21 protein-coding genes and 3 tRNA genes are annotated in these 24364 nt (G+C 72.3%); 9 read left to right on the top strand and 15 right to left on the bottom strand.

Going from position 1 to position 24364, the window contains the following annotated elements; translation table 11 throughout:
* Nucleotides 1-304: 304 nt before the first annotated feature.
* From ACMCNO_RS08545 to ACMCNO_RS08515, 7 genes are all read left to right on the top strand, one after another.
* Complete coding sequence (locus ACMCNO_RS08545) at nt 305-2092, top strand: YncE family protein (RefSeq protein WP_412748863.1); 1788 nt, start codon at nt 305-307, stop codon at nt 2090-2092.
* Between the two features lie 103 nt (nt 2093-2195).
* The gene (locus ACMCNO_RS08540; RefSeq protein ID WP_412748862.1) at nt 2196-3698 is read left to right on the top strand and encodes a phenylacetate--CoA ligase family protein; all 1503 of its coding nucleotides are present in this window, start codon (nt 2196-2198) and stop codon (nt 3696-3698) included.
* Between the two features lie 163 nt (nt 3699-3861).
* Nucleotides 3862-3996 carry a hypothetical protein gene (locus tag ACMCNO_RS08535; protein ID WP_412748861.1) on the top strand — a complete coding sequence of 45 codons (135 nt, stop codon included), beginning with the start codon at nt 3862-3864 and terminating at the stop codon, nt 3994-3996.
* A gap of 75 nt (nt 3997-4071) precedes the next feature.
* Nucleotides 4072-4145, top strand: a tRNA-Trp gene (locus ACMCNO_RS08530).
* A 69-nt stretch (nt 4146-4214) separates the two neighbouring features.
* A tRNA-Gly gene (locus tag ACMCNO_RS08525) sits at nt 4215-4285 on the top strand.
* Between the two features lie 44 nt (nt 4286-4329).
* Nucleotides 4330-4773, top strand: a complete 444-nt coding sequence (locus ACMCNO_RS08520; protein ID WP_412748860.1) for an HNH endonuclease — start codon at nt 4330-4332, stop codon at nt 4771-4773.
* Nucleotides 4774-4820: 47 nt separating this feature from the next.
* Nucleotides 4821-4894: transfer RNA gene (locus tag ACMCNO_RS08515), tRNA-Leu, on the top strand.
* Nucleotides 4895-4928: 34 nt separating this feature from the next.
* Here ACMCNO_RS08515 and ACMCNO_RS08510 read toward each other — a convergent pair.
* On the bottom strand, nt 4929-5609 hold the full coding sequence (locus tag ACMCNO_RS08510) for a TetR/AcrR family transcriptional regulator (RefSeq protein WP_412748859.1): 681 nt from the start codon (nt 5607-5609) through the stop codon (nt 4929-4931).
* A 129-nt stretch (nt 5610-5738) separates the two neighbouring features.
* On the opposite strand from ACMCNO_RS08510, the gene ACMCNO_RS08505 reads away from it, so the two are divergent.
* Nucleotides 5739-6725 (top strand): NAD(P)-dependent alcohol dehydrogenase, encoded by a 987-nt coding sequence (locus ACMCNO_RS08505; RefSeq protein WP_412748858.1) that lies wholly within the window; start codon nt 5739-5741, stop codon nt 6723-6725.
* Between the two features lie 20 nt (nt 6726-6745).
* Here ACMCNO_RS08505 and ACMCNO_RS08500 read toward each other — a convergent pair whose 3' ends face one another.
* The gene (locus ACMCNO_RS08500; protein WP_412748857.1) at nt 6746-7942 is read right to left on the bottom strand and encodes a cytochrome P450 family protein; all 1197 of its coding nucleotides are present in this window, start codon (nt 7940-7942) and stop codon (nt 6746-6748) included.
* A 329-nt stretch (nt 7943-8271) separates the two neighbouring features.
* On the opposite strand from ACMCNO_RS08500, the gene ACMCNO_RS08495 reads away from it, so the two are divergent.
* The gene (locus ACMCNO_RS08495) at nt 8272-8679 is read left to right on the top strand and encodes a VOC family protein (RefSeq protein WP_412748856.1); all 408 of its coding nucleotides are present in this window, start codon (nt 8272-8274) and stop codon (nt 8677-8679) included.
* Nucleotides 8680-8712: 33 nt separating this feature from the next.
* Here the strand turns inward: ACMCNO_RS08495 and ACMCNO_RS08490 are convergent, their stop codons facing one another.
* The 13 genes from ACMCNO_RS08490 to ACMCNO_RS08430 all read right to left on the bottom strand — a co-directional run bounded on the left by ACMCNO_RS08490 (nt 8713) and on the right by ACMCNO_RS08430 (nt 24245).
* Complete coding sequence (locus tag ACMCNO_RS08490) at nt 8713-9303, bottom strand: YdeI/OmpD-associated family protein (RefSeq protein WP_412748855.1); 591 nt, start codon at nt 9301-9303, stop codon at nt 8713-8715.
* Nucleotides 9304-9444: 141 nt separating this feature from the next.
* Nucleotides 9445-11373, bottom strand: coding sequence for an NAD(P)-binding domain-containing protein (locus tag ACMCNO_RS08485; protein WP_412748854.1), 1929 nt, complete (start codon nt 11371-11373; stop codon nt 9445-9447).
* A gap of 68 nt (nt 11374-11441) precedes the next feature.
* Nucleotides 11442-11906, bottom strand: coding sequence for an SRPBCC family protein (locus tag ACMCNO_RS08480; protein WP_412748853.1), 465 nt, complete (start codon nt 11904-11906; stop codon nt 11442-11444).
* Complete coding sequence (locus ACMCNO_RS08475; RefSeq protein WP_412748852.1) at nt 11903-13480, bottom strand: aldehyde dehydrogenase family protein; 1578 nt, start codon at nt 13478-13480, stop codon at nt 11903-11905. Before ACMCNO_RS08475 ends, ACMCNO_RS08480 begins: the two co-directional genes overlap by 4 nt.
* Before the next feature lie 142 nt (nt 13481-13622).
* A complete protein-coding gene (locus ACMCNO_RS08470) occupies nt 13623-15572 on the bottom strand; it encodes a chorismate-binding protein (protein ID WP_412748851.1) in 1950 nt (649 codons plus the stop codon).
* Nucleotides 15569-16216, bottom strand: coding sequence for an isochorismatase family protein (locus ACMCNO_RS08465; RefSeq protein WP_412748850.1), 648 nt, complete (start codon nt 16214-16216; stop codon nt 15569-15571). Before ACMCNO_RS08465 ends, ACMCNO_RS08470 begins: the two co-directional genes overlap by 4 nt.
* Nucleotides 16217-16244: 28 nt before the next feature.
* Complete coding sequence (locus ACMCNO_RS08460) at nt 16245-17015, bottom strand: 2,3-dihydro-2,3-dihydroxybenzoate dehydrogenase (RefSeq protein ID WP_412748849.1); 771 nt, start codon at nt 17013-17015, stop codon at nt 16245-16247.
* Between the two features lies 1 nt (nt 17016).
* Nucleotides 17017-18495, bottom strand: coding sequence for an amidohydrolase family protein (locus ACMCNO_RS08455; RefSeq protein WP_412748848.1), 1479 nt, complete (start codon nt 18493-18495; stop codon nt 17017-17019).
* Nucleotides 18492-18776, bottom strand: a complete 285-nt coding sequence (locus ACMCNO_RS08450) for a phosphopantetheine-binding protein (protein ID WP_412748847.1) — start codon at nt 18774-18776, stop codon at nt 18492-18494. The genes ACMCNO_RS08455 and ACMCNO_RS08450 overlap by 4 nt, the downstream gene beginning before the upstream one ends.
* Before the next feature lie 14 nt (nt 18777-18790).
* Nucleotides 18791-20434, bottom strand: a complete 1644-nt coding sequence (locus ACMCNO_RS08445) for a (2,3-dihydroxybenzoyl)adenylate synthase (protein ID WP_412748846.1) — start codon at nt 20432-20434, stop codon at nt 18791-18793.
* A complete protein-coding gene (locus ACMCNO_RS08440) occupies nt 20427-21479 on the bottom strand; it encodes a ketoacyl-ACP synthase III family protein (RefSeq protein WP_412748845.1) in 1053 nt (350 codons plus the stop codon). Before ACMCNO_RS08440 ends, ACMCNO_RS08445 begins: the two co-directional genes overlap by 8 nt.
* A complete protein-coding gene (locus tag ACMCNO_RS08435; RefSeq protein ID WP_412748844.1) occupies nt 21479-22864 on the bottom strand; it encodes a salicylate synthase in 1386 nt (461 codons plus the stop codon). Before ACMCNO_RS08435 ends, ACMCNO_RS08440 begins: the two co-directional genes overlap by 1 nt.
* Nucleotides 22865-22970: 106 nt before the next feature.
* Nucleotides 22971-24245: a 3-hydroxybenzoate 6-monooxygenase gene (locus ACMCNO_RS08430; protein ID WP_412748843.1), complete on the bottom strand. Its 1275-nt coding sequence runs from the start codon at nt 24243-24245 to the stop codon at nt 22971-22973.
* Between the last annotated feature and the right edge of the window lie 119 nt (nt 24246-24364).

Here is a 24364-nt window from a genome sequence, read left to right as displayed (position 1 = left end):
TGCGGGCCGGGTAAGTCCACTGCAGACGTCTCCGGAGGGAGCTGTGGTCGGGCACGGCGTGTTGTGGCCTGCCGAATGAGTCACACCGTGCCGGTTCCCCTCAGGTGACCGCGGCCCCTGCCGACATTCCGCCTCGTGCCGGGATGCTCCCGGAGCGGGATCTGGAGGAGCGACGTGGGCAAACGGCGTTGGGCGGGGCTGGCTCTGGCAGCGGTGGCGACGAGTGTCGGGATCACCGCCCCGGGCACACCGGCGCTCGCGGACAGCACGGTGGGGCTGTCGCTGAGCGGGGTTCGGCGACCTGGTGGTCGACTCCGTGCACCAGCACCTCTACGTCACCGGCGGGAAGAACGTCGCCACGCTCAAGGTCACGAACCTGGCGGGGGCCGCGCAGGCGACCGTACCGGGCCTGGCCGGGGCGACCGGCCTGGCGCTCAGCGCCGACGCCGCGACCCTCTACGTGGCGCTCGCCTCCGGTGACGCCATCGCGGCGGTCGACACGGCCACGCTGACCGTGGCGGACACCTACCCCACGGGCGCCACCTCCTGCCCGACGAACCTCGCCCTCGACGGCACCGCCCTGTACTTCGGGTACGGCTGCAGCACCTGGTCCGGCGCCATCGGCAAGCTCGCCCTCGACGGCACCCGGACGGTGACCAAGGGACTGGCCACCAGCCTGTACGCCGCGCCCGTGGTGGTGGCCGGCGGCGGGCGCCTGGTGGCGTCCGAACGGGGTATCAGCTCGGCGACGATCCGCCTGTTCGACACCTCGGGCGGCGGCCTGACCCCGGTCATCACCCGCAGCGACAGCTCCGTCTGCGGATCCCTGAACGACCTGCGGCTCACCCCGGACGCCGGCCGGGTCCTGGTGGCCTGCGGGTCGCCGTACCGGCACACCGCCCTGTCCACGGTCGACCTGGCCAACGCGTTCGTCTACACCTCGGTCGCCTACCCCACCGCGGTGGCCGTCGCGCCGGACGGCACGAAGATCGTCGCGGGCTCCGACGGGTACTACGACCCGGACATCTTCGTGAGCAAGGCCGACGGCACGGCGTTGCGCACCTACGACTTCCCCACCCAGGACCACCTGGTCGCGGGCGGGCTGCGCGCGACGTCGGACGGCACCGTGTACGCGGTGACCAAGACCTTCTCGCCGGAGGCGTACACGCTGCACGTGCTGCCCGGCGCGACCCTGCTGCCCAACACGTTCACGCTGAGCGCCCCCGGCAGCGCGGCGCGCGGCGCGCGGGTGACGCTGACCGGCACCCTGTCGGCCGGTTCCGGTAAGACCGTGACGGTGACCAAGCGGGACCTCACCGGGACGCACACGCTGCCCGCAGTCACCACGACGGACGCGGGCGCGTTCACGGTCTCGGACACCCCCGCCGTCGGCGGCAGCAACACCTACACGCTGAGCTTCGCGGGCGACAGCGTGTACACCGCCGCCAGCAAGGCCGCGACGGTGTCGGTGTCGCGCGCAGCCACCGCGCTGTCGGTGACCACGAACGCCACCAGCTACGCGTACGGCGCCAAGGCGACCGTCACCGCCAGACTCGGCCGCACCTACGACAGCCGCAAGGTCTGCTTCACCGCCACGCCCGCGCAGGGCGCCCGCGTCTCGATCCGGTGCGCCACCGCGAACGACGCCGGTGTCGCGACGGCCACGTGGACCATGACGCGCCGCACCACGTTCACCGCCACGTTCGCGGGTGACCAGCGGTACGCCCCGGTCACGGCGACCCGCGCGGTCAGCGGCGCGGTCAAGCTCGAACAGGTGATGGACGGCTACTACAAGACGGTCGACGGCTACCGGCTCTACCGGACCTCGGTGAGGCCCGTGCTGGTCGTCCGGGTCTCGCCGAACCGGGCCGGGGCGTGCGTGTCCTATTCGCTGCAGGCGTACCGCGACGGGAAGTGGCGCAACCTCGACGCCACGGGTTGCCACCACCTGGACGGGGACAGCCTGAACGCGGTCCAGCTGGGTGGTTCCCGCCCCACCGGCGTGAAGTACCGGATGCGCGCGAAGTTCGTCGGCGACTCGGTGAACACGGGCGTCACCGGCAAGTGGCAGAAGTTCAGGTTCACGAAGTGATCCGTTGAGCCGTGCCGGGCACCTGCCCGGCACGGCTTCGCCCTCGACCGCCGATCCCGCTTAGCCTGAGCGGTGGGACCTCCGAGCGGCGAGAGGCGCGACGATGAGAGACCAGGACCGGCCCGGCCGGGTGCTGGCGGGGATGCGGGAGTTCTACGACGCGCCGCCCGGACCCGCCGCGCCGGGCGCACCGGCGGAGCGGGCGCTGGCGTTGTTCCACGACGTGGCCGCCACGGTCCCGGCGTACGCGGATCTCCTGCGCGGCCACGGCATCGACCCGCGCACGGTGCGGGACCCCGCCGGCTTCGCCCGCCTGCCACTGCTGACGAAGGGCAACTACCACCAGCGGTACGCCCTGCCGCAGTTGTGCCGGGGCGGGCGGCTCGACGGCTGCGACATGGTCGCGGTCTCCTCCGGATCGTCCGGGACGCCCACGGTCTGGCCGCGGTCGGTGCTCGACGAGCGGGCCGTCGCCGCCCGCTTCGAACAGGTCTTCCACGGCAGTTTCCGGGCCGGCGAGCGCCGCACCCTGGCCGTGGTGTGCTTCGCGCTGGGCAGCTGGGTCGGTGGCATGTACACCACGGCCTGCTGCCGCCACCTCGCCGCCAAGGGGTATCCGATCACCGTGGTCACCCCGGGCAACGACATCGACGAGATCCTGCGGGTGCTGCCGGAGCTGGGCCCGTACGTGGATCAGGTGGTGTTGCTGGGTTATCCGCCGTTTCTCAAGAACGTCATCGATGTCGGCGTGGCGCGCGGCGTCGACTGGCGCCGGTACCGGATCAAGCTGGTGCTGGCGGGTGAGGTGTTCAGCGAGCAGTGGCGCGACCTGGTGGGCGGGCGCGCCGGGATGGGCGAGCCGGCCCGCGACTCGGCCTCGCTGTACGGCACCGCGGACGCGGGTGTGCTGGGCACCGAGACCCCGCTGAGCATCGCGGTACGGCGGTTCCTGGCCCGCGATCCGGCGGCGGCGCGGGAGCTGTTCGGCGCCGACCGGCTGCCCACGCTCGTCCAGTACGACCCGGGCGCACGCTACTTCGAGACCCATGCGGGCACGCTGCTGTTCACGTGCGACGGCGCGGTGCCGCTGATCCGCTACCACATCGCCGACGAGGGCGGGCTGGTCGGCCACGACGAACTGCGGGAATTCTGCGTCCGGCGCGGCTTCGACCCCACCTTCGAGGCGGGGGGCGAGCACGACGCGCCGCCGCTGCCGTTCGTGTACGTCTTCGGGCGCTCGCTGTTCACGGTGTCGTTCTTCGGCGCGAACGTGTATCCCGAGAACGTCACGGTCGGCCTGGAGCGGCCCGCGGTGAGTGACCGGGTCACCGGCAAGTTCGTGCTCGACGTCGTCGAGGACGCCGACCACGACCGGCGGCTGCGCATCGTGGTCGAGCTGGCGCCGGGGGTACGGCCCGATCCCGGTCTCGCGGCCGACCTCGCGGAGTCGGTCCGCGCCGAGCTGCTACGGCTCAACAGCGAGTACGCCCACTACGTCCCGCAGGGGTACCAGACCCCGGTACTCGTGCTGCGGCCCGCGGGCGACCCGGAGTACTTCCCGCCCGGGGTCAAGCACCGCTACACCCGGCCGCCGGTCGCACCCTGACCCGGGATACTCCAATGCGGAATCGCGTATTTCGGTGGCACGCACCGGCGCTGTTCCGCAGACTGTGTTCCGACGCCGCGGGGCGGGCGATCGCACCGCGATAGGCGTTGACGGACAACCAGCGTTCGGTCAACATTGACCGGCACCGCAGAGCCTGAGGGGAGTGGAAACCACCATGTCGTACGAGCCGAATTGCGCGATCGCCCTGACCGGGTTGGCATGGGAACAGCTCACCCTGCCCGTCGTGGCGATGAAGCGGCACCTCCGAGGTAGTCACCTGGAGGGCTGGAGCGGCTGACGCAGCAACGCCTGCGCCCGGCCGCCCGCCTCGTCCGTCGAGGTCCGGGCGGTTTTTCGTGCCCGGAATTGTCCTGCGGGTGTAGCTCAACGGTTGAGAGCACCGGTCTCCAAAACCGAAGGTTGCAGGTTCGAATCCTGCCACCCGTGCGAGCACCGAATTCGATTCTCGATCCAACAGAATTCAGATCCGGGCCCACCGCCCGGCCGACACCACTCGCGGTTGTAGCACAACGGCAGTGCGCCGCCTTGCCATGGCGGAGATCGGGGTTCGACTCCCCGCAGCCGCTCTCGTCACCACAGTCCGACGACATCACGAAAGGAGGTGGATCCGGTGACCGCAGTCCTCGTTCTCAACGCCGACCTTGGTCCGCTGCACCGGGTCAGCCTCAAGCACGCCGTACGGATGCTGTGCCGCCGGGTGGCCGAGGTGCACGAGGCCGAGCCGGACCGGCTCATCGGCGTGTACCCGGTGCCCCGCGTGGTACGGCTCATCGCGTACGTCGTGACGCGCTGGCGGTACGGCCGCGGTCCGGGCTGGTCCCGGCCGGGCGTGCTCGCCCGGGACAGGCGCCGGTGCGGCTACTGCGGCGGCGCCGCGTCCACCATCGACCACGTCCTGCCGCGTTCGCGTGGCGGGGCAAACACCTGGCAGAACACGGTCGCCGCGTGCGGTCCGTGCAACCAGCGCAAGGGCGACCGCACCCCGGCCGAGGCCGGGATGCCGCTGCGAATCTCCCCCGGGATCCCCGGCTGGGCGCAGCTCGCCACGCGCTGAGGTCCGGGCCGGCGGGTATTCGCTACCCCCGCCGGCCCGGACATCCCACCCTCGTGGCCCAATCGGGAGAGGCACGGCGTTGAGCGCGCCGACGGTGCGGGTTCGAATCCCGCCGAGGGTACGTCCGGATGATCCAAGCACCAGCGTGTGAATGGTCAGGCGCGCTGGTGGAGGCGGTCGAAGCCGTCGAGGAGGATGTCCAGGGCGAATTCGAACTCGAACTGGTCATCACACCCGCCCCCCACGATGGACGCGTCATCATGCGACACGGCCGTCGCCAGCTCGGTGACGTACGGGTACCGCGTCCGCATCTCGCCGAGCATGACGGCCTGCACGTCCGGGTCGGCCCGCCCGGACTGCGGGCTGTTGTACACCTCCTGACTGAAGCCCCACAGCCGACTGCCCAGCGCGTGCATGGCGTGGTGGGTGAGGTCGAGGCTGAACCCGCCACGGCGGAAGGTACCGATCATCGAATCCATGTACCGCAGCACCGCCGGTGTCGGCGTGACGCGGGACTCGATCACCCGTGATGCCCACGGGTGGCGCAGCAGCACCTGCCGCGCGCACAGGATCCGCCGCCGGATGGCGGTCTTCCAATCGGCGTCCTCGGCCGGGGGGTCGATCTCGGCCACCACGACGTCGATCATCCCGTCGAGCAGTTCCTCCTTGTTGGCCACGTGCTTGTAGAGGGCCATCGGGACCACGCCGAGTTCCTGGGCGAGTTTGCGCATGCTGAGCGCGTCGATGCCGGACTCGTCGGCGCGGGCGACCGCGGCGCGCAGCACGCGATCTCTGCTCAGCGGCGTTCTGGGCAACGCGTCCACGGGTTCTCCCACACCGATCACCTCCGGTCGAAGCCTTGCAGACCGCCCGAGCGCACTTGACAGGTGTACGGCGTACACCTACCGTTCTTCAGGAAGGGTGTACACCGTACACCTGCGGCAACGGGGTGAATGGAGCGTCAGGTGAAGGCAATCGTGCAGGACCGGTACGGCTCGTCCGACGTGCTGAGATTCCAGGACGTCGAACCACCCGTACCCGGCGACGACGAGGTACTCGTCCGGGTGCACGCGGCGGCGGTCAACGCGTACGACTGGCACGTCATGCGGGGGGATCCGTACGTCGCCCGGCTGATGGCGGGCGACGTGTTCGGGCGGCGCGCGCCGCGGATGCCGATCCGCGGCCGGGACTTCGCCGGTCGCGTCGAGGCGATCGGCGCCAGGGTGACCCGGTTCCGTCCCGGTGACGAGGTCTTCGGCGCCGCCCCGGGGACCTTCGCCGAGTACGTCGCCGTCGCGGCCGACGACATCGAGCCGAAGCCCGCGAACCTGCAATTCGAACAGGCCGCGGCGCTCCCCATGGCGGGCGCCACCGCACTCATGGGTCTGCGCGACGAAGGCGGAGTCCGGCCCGGCCACCGGGTCCTGGTCAACGGCGCGTCCGGCGGCGTGGGCACGTTCGCCGTCCAGCTCGCCAACGCATACGGCGCGCACGTGACCGGAGTGTGTAGCGGCCGCAACGTCGACCTTGTCCGCCGGCTCGGCGCCCACGACGTCATCGACTACCAGCGGGCCGACTTCACCCTCGGCGACGGCGGCCACGACGTTCTTCTCGACCTGGTCGGGAACAGGTCGCTGGGCGACCTGCGCCGAGCCGTCGCCCCCACCGGGGTCCTCGTGCTCGCGGGCGGCGGCGCCTTCACCGGCGGCAGCCTCGTCGGACCGGTCGGGCTCATCATCCGTGCCAAGCTGACCGCGCCGTTCCTCCGGCAGCGGGTGCGGACCGTCACGGCGGAGGTTGGCCAGGCGCAGCTCGCGACGCTGCGCGAGTTCGCCGAGAGCGGGAAGATCATGCCGGTCATCGACCGGACCTTCGCGCTGAGCGAGGCGGCCCAGGCCATTCAGTACGTCGAAACGGGCCGCGCCCGCGGCAAGGTCGTCGTCACGCCGTGACCAGTCGCCGCGCACTCCCCTCAGGTGGGGATGACCGGCAGGCCGTGCAGGCCGCGCATCAGCACCCCCGGACGCCAGGTCAGCTCCTCCTCCGGCACGGCCAGCCGCATGTCGGGGTACCGGGCCTGCAGTTTGCCGAACGCGATCTGCGCCTCCAGCCGGGCCAGCGGCGCGCCGAGGCAGTAGTGGATGCCGTGGCCGAACGCGAGGTGCGGGTTCTGGGCGCGGTCCAGCTGCATGTCGTCGGCGGCGGGGAACCGGTCCTCGTCTCGGTTGGCCGACAGCAGGACGACGAGCACCGGGTCGCCTGCCGCGATGCGCTGGCCGCCGATCTCCAGATCCTCGGTGGCGACCCGGAAGGTGGAGGTTTCCACGGGGCTCTCGTACCGGAGGAACTCCTCGATGGCGGTCGGCAGCAGGGCCGGGTCGTCGCGCAGCTGCTCCCAGCGCTCGCGCCGGCTCAGCAGGATCAGGGCGCCGTTGCCGATGAGGTTGACCGTGGTCTCATGCCCCGCGATCAGCAGCAGGAAGATCATCGAGGAGAGCTCGTCCTCGGTGAGCCGGTCCTCCTGATCGCGGACGCTGATCAGACCGGAGATCAGGTCGTCGCCGCCGTGCTCCCGGCGTTGCGCCAGCAGGGCGCGCAGGTAGGTCACCATCTCCTGGACGGCCCCGGGCAGGCGATCGCCGGCCAGGGCGCCGGTCACGATGATGTTCGACCAGGTGCGGAACAGATCACGGTCCTCGGCAGGCACCCCGATCAGCTCGCAGATGACCTGGATCGGCAGCGGGAAGGCGAAGTCGTCGATCAGGTCGGCGGTCTCCCGCCCGCGCATGTCGTCGAGCAGGCCGTCGGTGATCTCCTCGATCCGGGGACGCAACGCCTCGATCCGCCGAGCGGTGAAGGCGGCGGACACCAGGCGGCGAAGTCGGGTGTGGACGGGCGGATCCGAGGACAGCATGTGACGGGAGATGGCCGCCGAGATCGACGGGGTGGTGGCGGTCGCGTTGACAGCGTCGAACGGGATCGCCTTGGACAGTCGCGGGTCGGCCAGCGCCTTCCGGGCGTCCTCGTACCGCGTGATCATCCAGGCGTCCATGTCGTTGGGTAGCCGCACCTGCCGCACCGGGCCCGTGCGGCGCCAGTGCGCGTACACGGGGTGGGGGTTGGCTTGGAAAGCCGGGTCGGCGAAGTCCTCGGTGAGCTGCTGCGTCATCACACCCTCCGGATACATCAGCGAAGGTCTATTACTGTACTCCGTATAGGCAACCGGACGCCCCGGCGAGAATCTGACAGCCGGGCACGAGCGACACTCCACCGGCAATCATCACGAATCCTCACAGATGACTTGTACCCGCACAACGCTTACGATGGCCGGGAACCGGTAGATGCCGGCGCGGTGCGGGCTCGCCCCCACGGCGACGGCCCAGCACGGGTCCGTCACCTGCGCCGTGCCGGCGGTCAACCGCGGGCGTGACCGGCCCGGGTTGGCGTCGTTGTCGTGGCGGGTGCTCACCCGACCGCACCGGAGAAGGGGATCCAGCCATGTTGCGAGGACTCAGCACGGTCAGCTTCTATGCCGACGACGTCGCAGCCGCCGGCAAGTGGTACGCGGAACTGCTCGGCTTCGAGCCGTACTTCGTCCGCCCGGAGCAGGGCCCGCCCGCGTACGTCGAGTTCCGGATCGGCGACTTCCAGCAGGAACTCGGGATCGTGGACCGCCGGTACGCCGCCCACGGCAAGTCCGACCAGGCCGGTGGGGCGGTGCTCTACTGGCACGTCGACGACGTCGAGGCCACGTTCGACAAGCTGCTGTCGATGGGCGCCACGGTGCACGAGAAGCCGGTGGAACGCGGGCCCGGATTCGTCACCGCGTCGGTCATCGACCCGTTCGGCAACATCCTCGGGGTGATGTACAACCAGCACTATCTCGACGTCGCGACAGCGCACTGACCCAGGCCGTCGGCAGCCCGCTGACCCGGCCCGTCACGGGCTGCGGCGCGGCCCGTGCGGCGGCTCGCCCGCCGCCAGCCGTGCCACGTACGTGGCGATCCGGCGGGCCCGGGTCTCGGGCTTCACCGCGCGTTCGACCTCGACCACGATCAGGTAGCTGTTGCTGCGGCTGAGCTTGTCGAACGCCGCCGCCGCGGCGGGCGCGGCGTCCAGGGCGGCCCGCAGGTCCGCCGGGACCGTGGCGGTGCTCGGCGGGGCGTACGCCTTCTCCCACCGGCCGTCCGCCTTGGCCGCCTCGATCTGGGCCAGTCCGGCCGGGCGCATCCGGCCCTCGGCGATCAGCTGCTCCACCTTCGCACAGTTGATTTTGGACCACGGGCTGCGCTTGCGCCGGGGCGAGAACCGCTGCGCCCACCAGCCCTCCGGGACGTTGCCGCTGAACGCCTTCCCGTCGATCCAGCCGTAGCACAGGGCCACGTCCAGCGCCTCGGCCCGGGTGACCGACGGCACCGGCGTGCCCTTCTTCGGCAGCGCCACCCACACCTCGTCCGCGGAGTCGTGATGCGCCTCCATCCAGGCCGCGAAGTCGTCCGCCGAGGCGAAGGTCAGACTCTCATCGCTCATGAGATTCCCTCTGTGGTTGCCGGCCGCGCCGTGCGCGTACTCGAAGTTACCCGTTGGGGATATCGGCGGCGGGCCCGCGACGGTTGCGGCGCCTGCGGCAACAGCCGCGCCGGGGGTCTCCGGCGCGGACCCGCCGCGGCCTCATCCGGCAAGGGTGGCCGCGTCGCGCTCCGTGGCCACCTCGCGCTGCACCGCGACCGGACCGGGATCCGCAGCCGGGATGCCGTTCACCGCCGGGCGCGGGCCGGTGATCCGTTCCGCCACGGACTTCAGCCGGGCCAGCGTCGTGTGCATGCCCTGCAGCAGCTCGTCGTTGTGGCCCGCGTACCCGTTGAGCAGCATCTCCGCGAACGAGGCCGTCCGGGCCCGCTGGGCGGGGCTCTGCCCGGACACGTCCCACCACTCCGTGATCAGGGTGCCGCCGTCGCGCGGTTCGAGCCGGTAGCCCCAGCGGACCCCGTTGGTGGTGGTGCGGAACGCGAAGGAGCGGCCCGCCTCGGCCTGCTCGACGCGGTTCATGGTGACCCACACGACCTTGCCCCGCCGGTTGAAGCCGACGAACCTGCCGCCCACGCCCCGCCGGCCACCCACCGGGATGCAGCGGCGGCACTCCGGGCTCCACCGGCCCATCTGCCGGACGTCGCTGATCAGCCGCCACACCGTCATCGGGTCGGCGTCGATGTGCAGCGAGACCTCCGGCGGGCGGTAGCTCGCGGGCAGGGCGGGCACCGGGCGCCGCCGGGCCGCCTTGCGGGCGCGCCGGGCGCCGACGCGGCGCTCCTTGGCCAGCTCCGCCAGGTACGGATAGTGGTCGACCTGGATGGTGTGCCGCTTGGACGCCACGTACCGTTTCGCCAGCGCCCGCCGATAGCGGGTGATCTCCACGCGCATGTCGGCGACCGACGGCAGCGCGGCCGTGCCCGCCAGCAGGTCGGCGACCCACTTCGCCTGCGCCTCGGCCAGCACCGTGGTGGCGCCCAGCGGCTGGAACAGCCCGATGAAGTACAGACCCTCGTGTTCCGGGTCGACCACCCGGTGGAACAGGGCGACCTCGTTGTCCGTCGGGGCGATGACACTGTCGTCCAGGAACGGGAAGCTGATTTTGTATCCGGTGCAGTAGATGATCGCGTCGGCGACCTCGCTGGTGCCGTCGACATAGTGGACCGTGTCGCGGTCGAAGTGGCTGATGGTCGGCTTCGCGGTGATGTCGCCGTGGCCGAATGCGGCCAGCAGGGTCTCCGACACCGTGGGATGGGAGTTGAACAGCTTGTGCTGGGGCGCGGGCAGCCCGTAGTCGGTGACCTTGCCGATCGTCAGGCGCAGCAGCGCCGCCATGACCCACCGCTGCGTCTCACGCGGCATGAAGCGGGTGATGAACGGGTTGATCATGTCGTCGCCGGCCTTGCCGAACATGAACTTCGGGAACACGTACCCGCCGCTGCGGATCGACATGGTGGTGTGCGCCGAGACCTTGCTGGTCTCCACGGCGATGTCCGACGCCGAGTTGCCGAAACCCAGCACCACGACCCGCTTGCCCGCGTACGCGTCCGGGACCTTGTAGTAGTGCGAGTGGGTCTGCGTGCCGGTGAACGTGTCGGCGCCCGGGAACCCCGGCTCCGGCCACCGGGGATCCCAGTGGTGGCCGTTGGCGACCAGCACCGCCCGGTACCGCCGGGTGGTCTCCTCACCGGTGTCGCGGTGCCGGGCGGTCACCGTCCAGCCGCCGCCCTCGGCCCGCCGCACCCGGACCACCTCGGTACGGAAGACGATCGAGTCGCGGAACCCGAAATGGTCCACGAAGTCGTCGAAGTACCGGGCCATCTGGACGTGGTTCGGGAACGGCGGATAGTCCGCCGGCATCGGGAAGGCGCGGTACTCCGAAAGGCTCTTGGACGTGTTGATGTGCAGTGACTGGTAGGACGACGACATGCCGTTGTCGTTGCCGTACCGCCAGTTGCCGCCGATCTCGGAGCCGGCCTCGAAGCAGTCGAATCCGATGCCGCGTTCGTGCAGCGCCTGGCAGGCGGTGATGCCGGACGCACCGGCACCGATGATGCAGACGTTCTCCATGGTTGCTGTCCTCCGTGTGATGGGTTGCGTCCGCCATCGGGTGCCGTCGGGGAGCGGCCGGTAACGGATCAGGAGACGAGATCCCGCAGGACGTGGGCCCCGCCGGTGACCTCCGCCGGGCCCAGCGCGCAGACGACGTCGTGGGCGCTGCGCACCAGCACCCGCCCGACGGCGGAGTCGATGGCCCCGGCCAGGTGCGGCACGCTGGTGCGGTAGCCGACCTCGTAGCTCACCTGGCTGCCGTCGGGCCGCGCGGTGACGGTCCACGCGCCGCGCAGCTCCTGGAAGTCGCCGGTGACCTGCTCGAATTCGATGCGGTACGGCGTGCCGTCGCCGCCGGAGCGACGCGAGTGCTGCACCCACCGGGCCACCCGTCCGCGGAACGCCAGCACCCACGCGCGGCGCCCGTCCCCCGCGTCGGACACCGCGACGATGTCCTCGGCGTACCCGGGGAAGGCGGTGTCGTCGGCGAGCCAGTCGGCGACCCGGGCGGCGGGAAGGGCCAGGGTGAGGGTCAGGGTGCGGGTGGTCATGGCGTGACTCCCTCGGGGCGCAGAACGCTGACCGCCTGCAGCCGGGTCGTGCGCAACATGGGATGGCTGGCCTCGCCGAACACCCCGCCGGTCAGGCCGGGACCGCCCTGGTTGGGCAGGAACGGCAGGAAGCCGCTGTGCGAGTCGTTGATCTTCAGCGTGCCGCCGTTGGTCACCCCGCGCAGGAACGCCTCGATGGTCTGCGCCCCGGTCGTCCAGACCGAGTTGCGCAGGCCGTAGGCGTTGGAGTTGACGAACTCCAGCACCTCGTTGCACAGCGCGGTGTCGTCGCGGGCGGCCGGGACGATGATCGGCAGCAGCGGGAAGAACGTCTCGTCGCGGACCACGGACAGCGACCGCGCCCCGGCCAGCCCGTCCAGGCGCACGATGGTCGGCTCCACGAAGAAGCCCGTGCCCGACGGTGTGCCGTCCACTTCGAGCCGCCGGCCGCCGTGCACCAGGGTCGCGCCCTTGGCCAGCGCCTCGTTGAGGCAGCCGTAGAACCAGTCGACCCCCAGCACCGGGGTGAGCACCACGCCGGGCTCGTCCGGGTAGCCGGGCCGGATCCGCCGCGTCGCCGCCACCAGGCGGGCCAGCAGTTCGTCCGCGATCGCGGGATGCGCGATCACCTGGTTGGGCACGTTGCAGATCTGCCCGGAATTCATGAAGAACTGCGTGACGCTCTGCACGGCCGCGTCCAGATCCGCGTCCCGCCACACCACGCAGCAATCGTTTCCGGCGAGTTCGAGAATGGGCTTCTTCCCGGCCGTCACGGCGGCCCGTTCGAATTCCAGTCCCTTCTTGCTGCCGCCGTAGTACAACACGTCGTCGACGTGCGGACTGGCCAGCCAGTCCTCGAGCATCGGGGGGCCGCAGAAGGCGTTCAGGGTGCCGGGCGGGGCACCCATCTCCGCCAGCACCGGGGCGACGATCTCGCGCATCGCGTACATGCAGCTGAGCCCGACCCCGCGCGGGGCCCGCACCACCACGGTGTTGCCGGAGATCAACGCGGTGAGGGCGTTGAGGGCGTTGACCGTGGCCGCGTTCTGGGGCGGGTTGACGCACACCACCCCGTCCGGCACCCGGCGCAGGATCATCTCCCGCTCCCCGTCCCAGCGGCGGACCTCCAGCTGCTCGGCGCACCACTCCAGCGTTTCCGGACTCCAGCTGGTGTACGGCAGGCCACCGATCATCGGCTCGGCCATCGAGCGCGGGGTGCCCTCGGCCACGAGGATCTCCACCAGCGGGTCGCGGTGTTCGCCGATCCGCTTGGCGATGCGGCGTCCCACCTCCAGCCGGTCGGCCACCGGCACCGACCGCCACTGCGGTGCGGCGGCCGCGGCCGACTCCAGAGCGCGGTGCACCATGGCCGCATCGGCGACCACACAGGCCCCGACGACGCCGTCGCCGGCCGCGGCGGGATCGGCGACCCCACGGTCGAGGTCCTGCTTGCGGCGCAGCTGCGCGAAGGTGTCCTCGATGATCGGCCGGGCCGCGACCGTGTACACGAATTGCGGATCGTCGCCGGCGACATCCCGGCCGCCGATATAGGCGGGAAAAGACCCGAACTTCACGCCGGCCCCCTCTCTGCTGACATTGAATTTCCTGTGTCGACGGTATTCGCGTCCGGCGCACCGGAGCAATGGGCACGCAATAACGGTCGCTTATGCGGGTTGCCGGACATTCTTTTTCGTGCTGAGTGGACGGTGGCGCTCGTCAGGCCGCGGCCGAACCCGCGCGGTCGGCCAGCAGATCCCCGAGCACCTCACCGAGGATCTCCACCCCGGAACGGGTGAGCACCGACACCGGATGGAACTGCACTCCCGCGAACCCCGGCCCGCGCAGCGCGTGCACCTCCCCGCTGCCCGGATCGCGGAACACCGTGACCGACCCGGGCCGGATCACGCTGGGAATCACGTCGGCACCCGAGCGGGCCGCGAACGTGTTGTAGAAGCCCACCAGCTCCGTACGGCCGAACACGTCGATCTCGCGCTGCACCCCCTGATTCGGGCGAGGATTGCGGGCGATCGGCAGGCCCAGCACGGTGCTGAGCACCTGATGGCCCAGGCACACCGCCAGGAACGGGACGCCCAGTTCCAGCAGGCAGCGGACCTCCGTCCGCAGGTGCGCGATCTTCCCATCGGTGGGGTCGGTCGGATCACCCGGGCCGGGGCCCACGATCACCAGGTCGTACGCCTGCAGGTCGTAGCGTTCGTCGAACCGGCGTACGTGCACCTCGCACCCCAGCGAGCCGATCAGGTGCCGGGCCATCAGGGTGAAGTTGTCCTCCGCGTCGATCACCAGCAGGCGCCGCCCGCGCAGGACGGGCAGGTCGCGACGGCGCCCGCCCGGCGGGTCGAACCAGAACCCGCCCAGCGGCGTGTTTCTCCGGGCCAGGGCCCGCCGCACGGCGGGATGCCGCCCGAGCCCGGCGATCGGCAGCGACGCACGTTCCGGCGCCGTCGGCGGGCGGGCCTGCGGCACCAGTGCCTGCGGCGGGTCGGCGCGCAGGGCGTCGAGCAGCCCGGCCGCCTTGGCCCGGGTCTCGGCCGCCTCCGCCGCCGGGTCGGAATCGCGGACCAGGGTGGCCCCGACCGACAGCCGAAGCCGTCCGGCGGCGTCGATGTCCGCGGTCCGGATCGCGATCGCCGAGTCCAGCGCCCGCTGCCCCGCCGGGTCCCGGCCGATCAGGGCGATCACCCCGGCGTAGTAGCCGCGGCCCTCCGGCTCGAACCTGCTGATCACCCGGCACGCGCTCTCCACCGGCCCGCCCGTGACCGTCGGGGCGAACATGGTGGCGCGCAGCACGTCACGCACGTCCATCCGGGTGTGCCCCTCGATGAGGTATTCCGTGTGCGCCACCCGGGCCATCGGCTTGAGGTACGGGCCGATCGCGCGCCCGCCCAGCTCGCACACCCGCCCCATCATCTTCAGCTCCTCGTCCAGCACCATGTAGAGCTCGTTGGCCTCCTTGGCGTCGGCCAGGAACGACAGCAGGCCCAACAGCCGCGGGCCGCTCGCCGGATACCGGTACGTGCCGCTGATCGGGTTCATCACCGCGGTCCCGCCCGCCAGGCTGATGTGCCGCTCCGGCGACGCGCCGACCAGGGTGCGGTCGCCGGTGTGCACGAGGAACGTCCAATGTGCGCCCGGATCGCGGCCCAGCAGCCGCCGGTACACCGCCAGGGCGGTACGTGCGGACCAGCCGCGTACGGTCGCGGTGAACGTGCGCTTGATGACGAAGTTCGCGCCCGTGCCCTGGCCGATCTCCTCCGCGATCACCCGGCGGACCGTGGCGGCGTACTGATCGTCGTCGGCGTCGAAACGGCCCCCGTCGAGGTGGATCGGCTGGCGGGGCAGCCGGTCCAGGGCCTCGGCCACGGTGACGGTGTCCTGCCCGGTGACGCGCAGCGCCAGCAGTGGTGTGCCGTCGTCCGGACAGGCGAAACCGCGCTCGGTGATCTGCCGGTACGGCAGCACCGCCAGCACCTCGTGCCGGTCCCGCCCGCCGGGCGGGGGCAGCGGGATGTCGGCGATGCGGGCGGGCTCGGTGACGTCACCGACGAGCACGTCGATCCGGTCGTCGCCCGTGGCGCCGGGGCGGTGCAGCAGCGCGAACGGGGGCGCATCCGGACCCAGCACGCGGTCGAGCAGGTCGGGTGTCATCGCGACCCTCCGTCCAGCATGGACAGCACGGTGGCCGTGGACACGGTCACCGCACATCGCGCGGAGGCGTACCGCAGGGCCATCCGGTGGTCCTCGGCGGTGAAGTCGGCCACCGCGTCCCCGACCACGAACGTCTCGATGTCGTGGGAGAAGCCCTCGTGCGCGGTCATCAGCACCCCGACATGCGCGTACACCCCGCAGATGACCAGCTGGTCGCGGCCGCGCTCGTGCAGCAGCGACAGCAGATCCGTACGGCAGAAGGCGCTCGGGCGCCACTTGGTCAGCACCACGTCGGCGGCGCCCGGGTCGAGTCCGGCCAGGATCGACCGGTGTTCCGGGTCGGTGGTCATCCCGGGGCCCCAGAAGTCCCTCAGCAGCCCGCGCTGCGCCTCACTCATCCCCCCGGGCTGTGCGGTGTACGCGACCGGTGCTCCCGCCGCGGCGAAGCGTTCCCGCAGCAGGGCGATGTGGTGCACCAGATCGACAAGCGGCGCCTCGCGCGGCGGGAACGGCCGCAGAAAGTAGTTCTGCATGTCGTGAACGAGCAGCACGGCGCGGCGCGCGTCGATCCTCCACGGGGCGACGTTCGCGGGCAGTTCCGCCTCGGTCGGCATGGCGTACGGTGCGATCGCCGGAATGGCCATCGGTGCCTCCGTCGGTTCGGGTGGGACGTCAGGTGCCGAGCGCGGCGCCTCCGTCCACGGTCAGGTCGTGCAGGGTGATGTGCCGGGCGCGGTCGGACAGCAGGAACAGCACCGCGTCCGCGACGTCGTCCGGGTTGGCCAGGCGCCGCAGCGGGATGCCGACCCGGAAGGTGTCCGGACTGCCCTCGATGGAGGCGCGCCGGGCGTCGTCGCCGTTCCACAGCGAGGTCAGCATCGGGGTGTCCGTGGAGCCCGGGGCGACCACGTTGCACCGGATGCCGTACTGGGCCAGCTCCAGGCCCAGATTCTTGGTGAACGCGGTGGCGGCGGCCTTCGAGGCGGCGTACGCCGCCATGTGCCAGCGGGGGGTGCGGGCGGAGTTGCTGGCCACGGTGACGATGGCACCGGCGCGGCGGGGGATCATCCGGGCCGACACCGCGCGGCTGACGTGGAACACCCCGGTGGTGTTGACCGCGAACGTGAGGTCCCAGTCGTCGTCGGTGAACGAGGCGGCGGGACCGGCCCGCAGCACCCCGGCCGCGTTGACCAGGTAGTGGATCGGGCCGAGGGTCTGCTCCACCCGTTCCACCGCGCGGTCGACCTCGCTGGTGGAGCGCACGTCCACGGCGTACCCGCGGACCTGGTGGCCGTCCGCGACCAGATCCTTCACGAGCAGGTCGAGCAGGTCGGCGCGGGCGTCGACCGCGGCCACCGGGGTGCCCTCGCGGGCCAGCGCCCGCACGACCGCGTCCCCGATGCCGCCTGCCGCGCCCGTGACGAGGGCGACTCGTGTGCCCATCTCAGCCTCCCCGGGGGTCGTGGTTGCGGAGCCGGGCGGCCACCGCGTCCGGGTCCACGCCGAGGCAGCGGACCGAGAACGCGCCAACCGCCCGCAGGTAGTCGGCCTGCAGGGCGGCCTCGTCGAGCCGGGTGGCGCGGCCACCGGCGACCAGCACCTCGCCACCCACCACGACGGTGTCCACGTCCGCGGACCCGCCCAGGGTGAGGAAGCCCTCCAGGGGCCGGGGGTTGAGCAGGTAGCGCCAGTCGTCGGCGCGCACCAGCACCACGTCGGCGCGTTTGCCGGGCTCCAGGCTGCCGACCTGGTCGGCCCAGTCGAGGCCGCGGGCCGCGACGCTGGTAGCCATCGCCAGCGCGTCCGTCGGCAGCACCTCGGTCGGATCGGCGTACATCTCGGTGTAGGACTGCCAGGTGACCCGCATGGCCTCGGCCATCCCGCCCACCGGCAGGGCGGCCCCGTCGGTGGACAGGGACACGTCGAGCCCGGCGCGGCGCAGTTCCGGGATGACCCGGGTCTCGGTGAGGGTGGACTCCCCCACGGGGCCGTACTTGGCCGGAGAGTGGTTGATGTGCGCCCCCGCGTCGATGAGCAGCTTGCGCTCGTCGGCGTCGGCGAACCCGCAGTGCACCGCCATGAAGCGTGGCGACAGCAGGCCCAGGTCCGCGAAGCGGCGGATGCCGGTGGCGCCGTAGTACGTGCGCATCGCCTCGGCCTCGTTGCGCAGCGCCGCGACGTGGGTGGCGAACGGCACCCCGTACCCATCCATCAGGTCGCGCAGGCCCGCGCCCAGCTCGTCGGTCATGTTGGTGCAGTAGACCGCCGAGGGCCGGGCCCGGACCAGGCCGTCCGGGTCGGTCGCGGTCGCGGACAGCAGCGCCTCGATGCGCTGCAGGACCGCGTCGGTGTCCCGGGTACGGCGGAACCGTGACTGTCCGGGCGCGCACACCGCGTCCGCCGCCCAGGTGCTGACCACCGCCCGCATCCCGAGCTCGCGGGCCGCCGCGACCAGCGCCTCGGGCCGGTTGTACGAGCCGACGTCGCCGAGCGTGGTGACCCCGGAGCGCAGTTGCGTCCACATCGAGTACCGGGCGATCGCCACCGCCTCGCCGGGGGTGAGCCGGTCGATCTGGTCGGTGAACGAGTCGAACATCATCGAGATCTGCGGCATGTCCCCGCCCAGCGCCATGAACGCGGCCACATCGCCGCGGTCGGCGGCCGGGCGCAGCGCCCCCTTGAACGGGAACCGCAACGCGAACAGGTCGTGCCAGTGCGGGTTGACGAAGCCGGGCAGGATCATCGCCCCGGACGCGTCGACGGTGTGCACCCGCTGCCCGGGCGGGAGGAGCGCGGCCACCTCGGCGGTCGGCCCGGCGGCGACGATCCGGCCGTCCCGGGCCAGCACCGCGCCGTCCGGGATCACCGAGGCGGCGGCGTCGGCCGGGTACAGGTACCCGCCGCGGATCAGCAGGAGGCTCATCCGGCACCACCACGGGCGTCCGGGCCGCGCTGGGCGGCCCACGCTTCGGCCAGGCGCGCGGCCCACGCGTCGAGGCTGGGGTCGGCGGCCAGATCCGCGAACGGTACGGCCAGCCCGGCGCGGCGCCAGCCGGTGGCCAGCCGCATCACCTCCAGCGAGCCCAGTCCGAGGTAGACGAGGTTCGCGTCGCCCGGGATCTGCTCCGGGTCGACGCCGAGAATGCCCGCGACGGTACGGCGGAGCTCGTCCGCGGCCGGCGGGGCGCCGAGGGGTGTGGTCATGTCGATGTCCCTTCTCAGGTGGCGGGGGCCCAGTCGCGGGGGGCGGCGCGGTCGGCTGCTGCCGCCGCCAGGACCTTCTTGTCGACCTTGCCGAGCGGGGTGAGCGGGAACGCCGCCACGAACTCCACCCGGTCCGGCAGCTTGTACTCGGCGAGCCCGCGCTCGTGCAGGGCCTGTTTGAGGTCGGGCAGCGTGGGGCGCTGCGCCGGGCAGACGAGGAACGCGTACGTGCGCTCGCCCAGGTACTCGTCCGGGACAGGGACCACCGCGGCCCGGCTGACCAGCGGATGGGTCAGCAGGTGACCCTCCACCTCCCCGGCGGAGATCTTGTCGCCGCCGCGGATCACCACGTCCTTGAGGCGGCCCTCGATGACGAGGTTGCCGTCCGGGGTGCGCTGGGCCAGGTCGCCGGTGCGGTAGAAGCCGTCCGCGGTGAACGCCCGCCGGTTGTGCTCGGCGGCCCGGTAGTACCCGCGCAGCGTGTACGGCCCCCGGGTGAGCAGCTCACCGACCTGCCCGGGCGGCAGATCCTCGTCGCGTTCGCCGACGATGCGCACCTCGTCGCCCGCCGAGACCGGGCGGCCCTGGGTGTGCACGACGGTGTGCGCGTCGTCGCCGTCGCGGGTCATCGACAGCAGCCCTTCGGCCATCCCGAACACCTGCTGCAGCCGGCAGCCCAGGACCGGTTCGATCCGGGCGGCCAGCTCGGGTGGCAGCTTCGCCCCGCCGATCTGCACCAGCCGCAGGCTGGACAGGTCGGCCCCGCCCCATTCGGCGGCCTCCAGCCACAGCTGGGCGACCGTGGGCACCACCGAGGTGACGGTGACCCGTTCGGCGGCGATCAGATCGAAGCAGCGGTCCGGGCTCGGGTCCTCGGCCAGCACGACCGTGCCACCGCGGGACAGGGTGCCGATCACCCCGGGGCAGCCCCAGGTGAAGTTGAACTCCACCGGCAGCGCGGCCAGATACACGTCGTCCGCGCTCACCCCGCACAGCTCGGCGACGGTCCGGACCTGGTACGCGTAGTCGTCGTGGGTCCGCGGGATCAGCTTCGGCAGGGCCGTGGTGCCCCCGGACAGCAGGAAGAACGCGACATCCGAGGCGACCGCCGGGTATCCGGGTTTCGGGTCCGCGTCGACGTCGGCCAGCGAAACGAACCGGTCGTCGCCGTCGCCGCTGCCCCCGCCCAGCACGAACGCCCGCCGCAGGCCGGGCACCTCGGCCAGCATCCGCCGGGCCAGTCCGAGGTGGTCGAAGCCGCGGTGCTCACGGGGCAGGACGTAGCCGACCGCGCCGGACAGCTCCGCGAGGTGGCGGATCTCGCTGGCCCGGTGCGACGCCAGCGAGAACACCGGCACCGCGCCCACCCGGAACAGCGCGAACGCGACCACCACGAACTCTCCGACATTGGGCAGTTGCAGCACGACCCGGTCCCCGGCCCGGATGCCGTGCCGGGCGAAGCCCGCCGCCATCCGGTCCACCCGGGCGTCCAGTTCCCGGTAGGTGATCCGGTCCGGGCCCGCGACCAGGGCGGTGCGGTCCGCGTACGTCGTGGACCAGGCCCGGAGCAGGTCACCGAGCGTTTCCCCGCGCCACCACCCGTTCCGGCGGTACCGGGCGGCGGTGTCCGCGGGCCACGGGGTGCATCCGTCAAGCATTCTCCGGCCCTCCTTCGGGCTGCCAGGCAGCGGTGATCTCGACGACCGCGCACCCGGCCTCCATGCCGGGGGTGGCGCCGATGAGCAGCAGGTGGTCGCCGGGCACCACGGCGCCGTCGAGCCAGAGCCGTTCCAGGGCGAGGAACGGGTCGGCGGCACCGGCGTGCCCGATGTGGCGGGTCAGGTCCCACACCCCGAGCGCGGCGTCGATGCCGAGCGGGTCCAGCAGCATGGCCTGGAGGGGGCCGCGGGCGTACCCGACGTGGCAGACCCGGGCCACCTTGTCCCACGGCAGGCCCGCGTCGGCGAGCGCCCGGTCGGCGGCGTCGGCCACGCAGTCGCCGAAGTTGCCCATGGGCGGTGCGGCACCGCTGGCCCACCTCTGCCGCCAGTACGCGGTCCGCCGCTCGAAGTCGAGGGTCCGCCCCACGGTGGCGCCGGGCGGGAACAGCGGCTCCCCGCCGCGGTGCAGTTCCTCCATGTGCGGGTCGGAGACCGAGGCGAAGGAACGTACCCGGGCGAAGCCGCCGCGCCGGGAGACCACCACCGCGGCGCCCGCGTCGGCGAGCACGAACAGCTGCGACGCGCGCCACCGGTCCACCAGCGGGGCGCCGAAGTTGTCCCCGGCGGTGAGCAGCACCGCGTCGTGCCCGCCGCCCGCGGCCAACCGGTACGCGGCCAGTTCCAGCGCCGCGATCATGCCGAGGCAGCCCTGCCGTACCTCGATCGCGGTGACTGGCCGGTCCACGGCGTGCCGCAGCACGTAGTGCGGGGCGGACCAACCGTCCGGTCCCTGGTGGAAGGTGCCGCTGTGCAGCACGGCGCCGATGTCGTCCGGGCCGTGCCCGCTGCGCCGCAGCGCCACCGCGGCGGCCCGCACCGCGAGGTCGGGGGCGGGGGTGTGGCCCGCGATCCGGACGGCCGCCTGGCCGGAGCCGCGCGCCTGCTCCGCGTCGTACCAGCCGCGCCGGACGGCCTCCGCGACGCCGACCGGGGGTGGCAGCTCGCTGCCGATGCCCGCGAGATACACGCCGTCGACGCGCATCACACGGCCGCCTCGTCCAGGCTCGGCGGCAGCCGCCGGATGCCGGTCCCAGGCCGGGTGGGCACGAGGTAGCGCGCGACGCTGTCGAGCTTCTCGCAGGTCTCCTCGAACTCCCGTTCCGGGGTGGACTGCCCGACGATGCCCGCGCCCGCGCGCAGCCACGTCCGGCCCCCCTTGCGGTACGCGCTGCGCAGCACCAGCGCCGCGTCCATCTCCCCGTCGGCGTCGACGGTCAGCACCGCCCCGCTGTAGAGCCCGCGCCCCTCCGGCTCGTGCCGGCGGATCGCGGTGTACGCGGCGCTCTTCGGCACCCCGGACGCGGTGACCGCGGGGAACACCGCCCCGAACGCGTCCCAGGCCCGCTTGCCCGGGGCGAGCCGCCCGGCGACCTGGGAGGCCAGGTGCTGGACCGTGCCCCGCTCGCGGATCGCCATGAACTCGGGCACCCCGATGCTGCCGTTCTCGCAGACCTCCTCCAGCTCGTCCGTGCCGACCTTGACGGAGATGGCGTGCTCGTACACCTCCTTGGCGGAACCGAACAGGTCCGCCCGCAGGGTCTCGTTGGCCAGCAGGTCCGGGGTCAGGGCGCGGGTGCCGGCCAGGGGCTGGCTGACCACCTCGCCGTCCTTGCTGACCTTCACGACGATCTCGGGGCTGAACCCGACCGCCTCCTCGCCGCCCAGGCGCAGCAGGAAGGAACGCGCCGGGTTGTTGCCCCGCCGCCCCGCCAGATACGTGGCGACCAGGTCGATGTCGTCGTCCACCTCGACCACCCGGGACAGGATGACCTTGTGCAGCTCGCCCCGGTTGATCTCGTCGACCGCCCGGGCCACGGACTCGCGGTAGCCGCCCACGCCACGGTTGCGGACGTCCAGCGGCTGCGGTGCGGCGCCGGGCACCGGGGGCGCGGTGGCCAGCGTGTCCAGCACCACCGCGAGGGTGACCTGGTCGGCGGCGCGCACCTGGGCGTGACCGTCGTGCAGGCGCACCTCGACCTCCGGGATCACGAGGTGCAGCAGGGGGCCGTCGCCGACGTGGTCCAGGTCGCCGGACTTCGCGTACGACAGCTCGAACGCGGCCCAGCCGTAGGCGCGCCAGGCGGGGATGTCCACCGTGTCCAGCAGGTCGGAGACCAGCCGCAGTGGGCGGTCGGACCAGGGGCGTACGAGGTCGGGGCGGCCGGTGTGGCGCAGCCGGGCGCCGGTGCGGTCCAGGATCAGCTCGGCGCGGGCGCCTCCCGCGTACGACCACCGGCCGCCGCTCTCGTACACGACGTACGACGCGAACAGTTCGGACGCGGCCAGCCGGGCGGCGACCTCCACGGGCTCGGCAGGCAGCGGGACACGGGTCTCGAAGTAGTGCAGCCACGTCGTCGGGGTAGTCATCTGCGGGCTTCCTTTCCGTCTGTGTGCGTGGGGGTGGGCGCTTGCCTGCCGCGCCGCGGGCGGGCGGTGGTCACCGGCACTCGGCGCGTCAGCCGGCGCAGGGCGTTCATGCCGCCGCCCGCAGCGGCTCGGCCGACTGCCCGACGCTTGTTACCGTCGTATCTCCGTTGGTGGGAACGAGGGCCAGATGCGCGCCGCGCCGGCGCAGGCCCGCGTCGAGGGCGTCCGGGCCGTGCAGCCACGCGGCGGCGTCGTACATGTCGTCGGTGGACAGCGCGGCCAGCATCCGGTCGCGCTCGCGGGCCTGGGCGCCGCTGACGTGGTACAGGCGGTTACCCATCTCGCGGGCCAGGAGCTGGATGCGCGCGGTCCGGGCGCGCCGGTGCGCGGCGTAGGCGCCCAGTCCCTGGGGCAGGGCACCGACGGCCAGGAAACGGCCGAGCACCACGGCGTCCTCCAGCGCGGTGCACGCGCCCTGGGCCGCGTACTGCAGCATGGGGTGGGCGGCGTCGCCGAGCAGGGCGACCCGGCCGTCGACCCAGCGGTCCACCGGGTCCCGGTCGCACAGCACCCAGCTGCGCCAGCCGTCGCCGAGCTCCAGCAGCCGGCGCGCGGTGCGCCCGAGCCCGGGGAACTCGCCCAGCACGTGTGCCCGCGCCACCGGGCGCCCGGTGACCTCGGCGCGCGCGCCGTCGTCCCGGGTGGCGGCCAGATTCAGGAACTCGCCGCCGCCGATCGGGTAGTGGACGAAGTGCCACCGGGGACCGGCCCACAGGGTGACCGCGTTCCAGCGCAGTTCGCGCGGCACCTGGCACATCGGGATGACGGCGCGGTAGATGGTGTGCCCGGACACCCGGGGACGGCCGTCGCCGACGAGCTGGGCACGGACCGCGGAGCGGATGCCGTCGGCGCCGATGAGGGCGGTGCCGGTGAACCGCTCACCGGCCGCGGTGAGCGCGGCGACCCGGTCGGGGTCCTGGCGGTAGCCCGTGACCGCGCACCCGGGGTGCAGCGTGATCCGGTCGTCGGCCCGGCAGGCGTCGAGCAGGGCCTGGTAGAGGTCGCCGCGGTGGACGACCGCGTACGGGTTGCCGAAGCGGGCGCGGTACCGGCCGGTCAGCGGCATCCCGGCCAGCCGGCGGCCGGTGGGGCCGTCCATCAGCCGCAGCTCGTCGATGAACACGGCCCGTTCCCGCACCCGGGCGCCCACGCCGAGCCGGTCCAGCGCGTGGAACGCGTTGGGGGCCAGCTGAATACCGGCGCCGTACTCGGCGAACGTGTCCTGTCGCTCCAGGACGGTGACCCGGTGCTGGCGCGCAGCGACGGCCAGCGCCGCAGCCAGTCCGCCGATGCCACCTCCGGCGACGATGATCTCCGCCATTATTCCCCTCCCGTGGTTACCAACTAAAACGCTATGTTGGTAACCACGGGAGAACAACGCCCGCACGATAAGGATGCGTACTCGCCTTGCGAAGCCCGTTGAGACTTGTCAGTGCATGG

It is taken from the genome of Krasilnikovia sp. M28-CT-15, assembly GCF_047159595.1.
Lineage (GTDB): Bacteria > Actinomycetota > Actinomycetes > Mycobacteriales > Micromonosporaceae > Actinoplanes.
The sequence above is the reverse complement of the archived record's forward strand: the minus strand, read 5'-3'. Positions and strand labels throughout refer to the sequence as shown.

Bases quoted from the DNA above. Each gene is read 5' to 3' on its own strand.
- ACMCNO_RS08485 (WP_412748854.1), bottom strand. From the start codon at position 11,373: ATGGAGAACGTCTGCATCATCGGTGCCGGTGCGTCCGGCATCACCGCC.
- ACMCNO_RS08440 (WP_412748845.1), bottom strand. From the start codon at position 21,479: ATGCGCGTCGACGGCGTGTATCTCGCGGGCATCGGCAGCGAGCTGCCA.
- ACMCNO_RS08455 (WP_412748848.1), bottom strand. From the start codon at position 18,495: ATGAGCCTCCTGCTGATCCGCGGCGGGTACCTGTACCCGGCCGACGCC.
- ACMCNO_RS08480 (WP_412748853.1), bottom strand. From the start codon at position 11,906: ATGACCACCCGCACCCTGACCCTCACCCTGGCCCTTCCCGCCGCCCGG.
- ACMCNO_RS08460 (WP_412748849.1), bottom strand. From the start codon at position 17,015: ATGGGCACACGAGTCGCCCTCGTCACGGGCGCGGCAGGCGGCATCGGG.
- ACMCNO_RS08495 (WP_412748856.1), top strand. From the start codon at position 8,272: ATGTTGCGAGGACTCAGCACGGTCAGCTTCTATGCCGACGACGTCGCA.
- ACMCNO_RS08540 (WP_412748862.1), top strand. From the start codon at position 2,196: ATGAGAGACCAGGACCGGCCCGGCCGGGTGCTGGCGGGGATGCGGGAG.
- ACMCNO_RS08430 (WP_412748843.1), bottom strand. From the start codon at position 24,245: ATGGCGGAGATCATCGTCGCCGGAGGTGGCATCGGCGGACTGGCTGCG.
- ACMCNO_RS08470 (WP_412748851.1), bottom strand. From the start codon at position 15,572: ATGACACCCGACCTGCTCGACCGCGTGCTGGGTCCGGATGCGCCCCCG.
- ACMCNO_RS08445 (WP_412748846.1), bottom strand. From the start codon at position 20,434: ATGCTTGACGGATGCACCCCGTGGCCCGCGGACACCGCCGCCCGGTAC.
- ACMCNO_RS08450 (WP_412748847.1), bottom strand. From the start codon at position 18,776: ATGACCACACCCCTCGGCGCCCCGCCGGCCGCGGACGAGCTCCGCCGT.
- ACMCNO_RS08435 (WP_412748844.1), bottom strand. From the start codon at position 22,864: ATGACTACCCCGACGACGTGGCTGCACTACTTCGAGACCCGTGTCCCG.
- ACMCNO_RS08465 (WP_412748850.1), bottom strand. From the start codon at position 16,216: ATGGCCATTCCGGCGATCGCACCGTACGCCATGCCGACCGAGGCGGAA.
- ACMCNO_RS08490 (WP_412748855.1), bottom strand. From the start codon at position 9,303: ATGAGCGATGAGAGTCTGACCTTCGCCTCGGCGGACGACTTCGCGGCC.
- ACMCNO_RS08500 (WP_412748857.1), bottom strand. From the start codon at position 7,942: ATGACGCAGCAGCTCACCGAGGACTTCGCCGACCCGGCTTTCCAAGCC.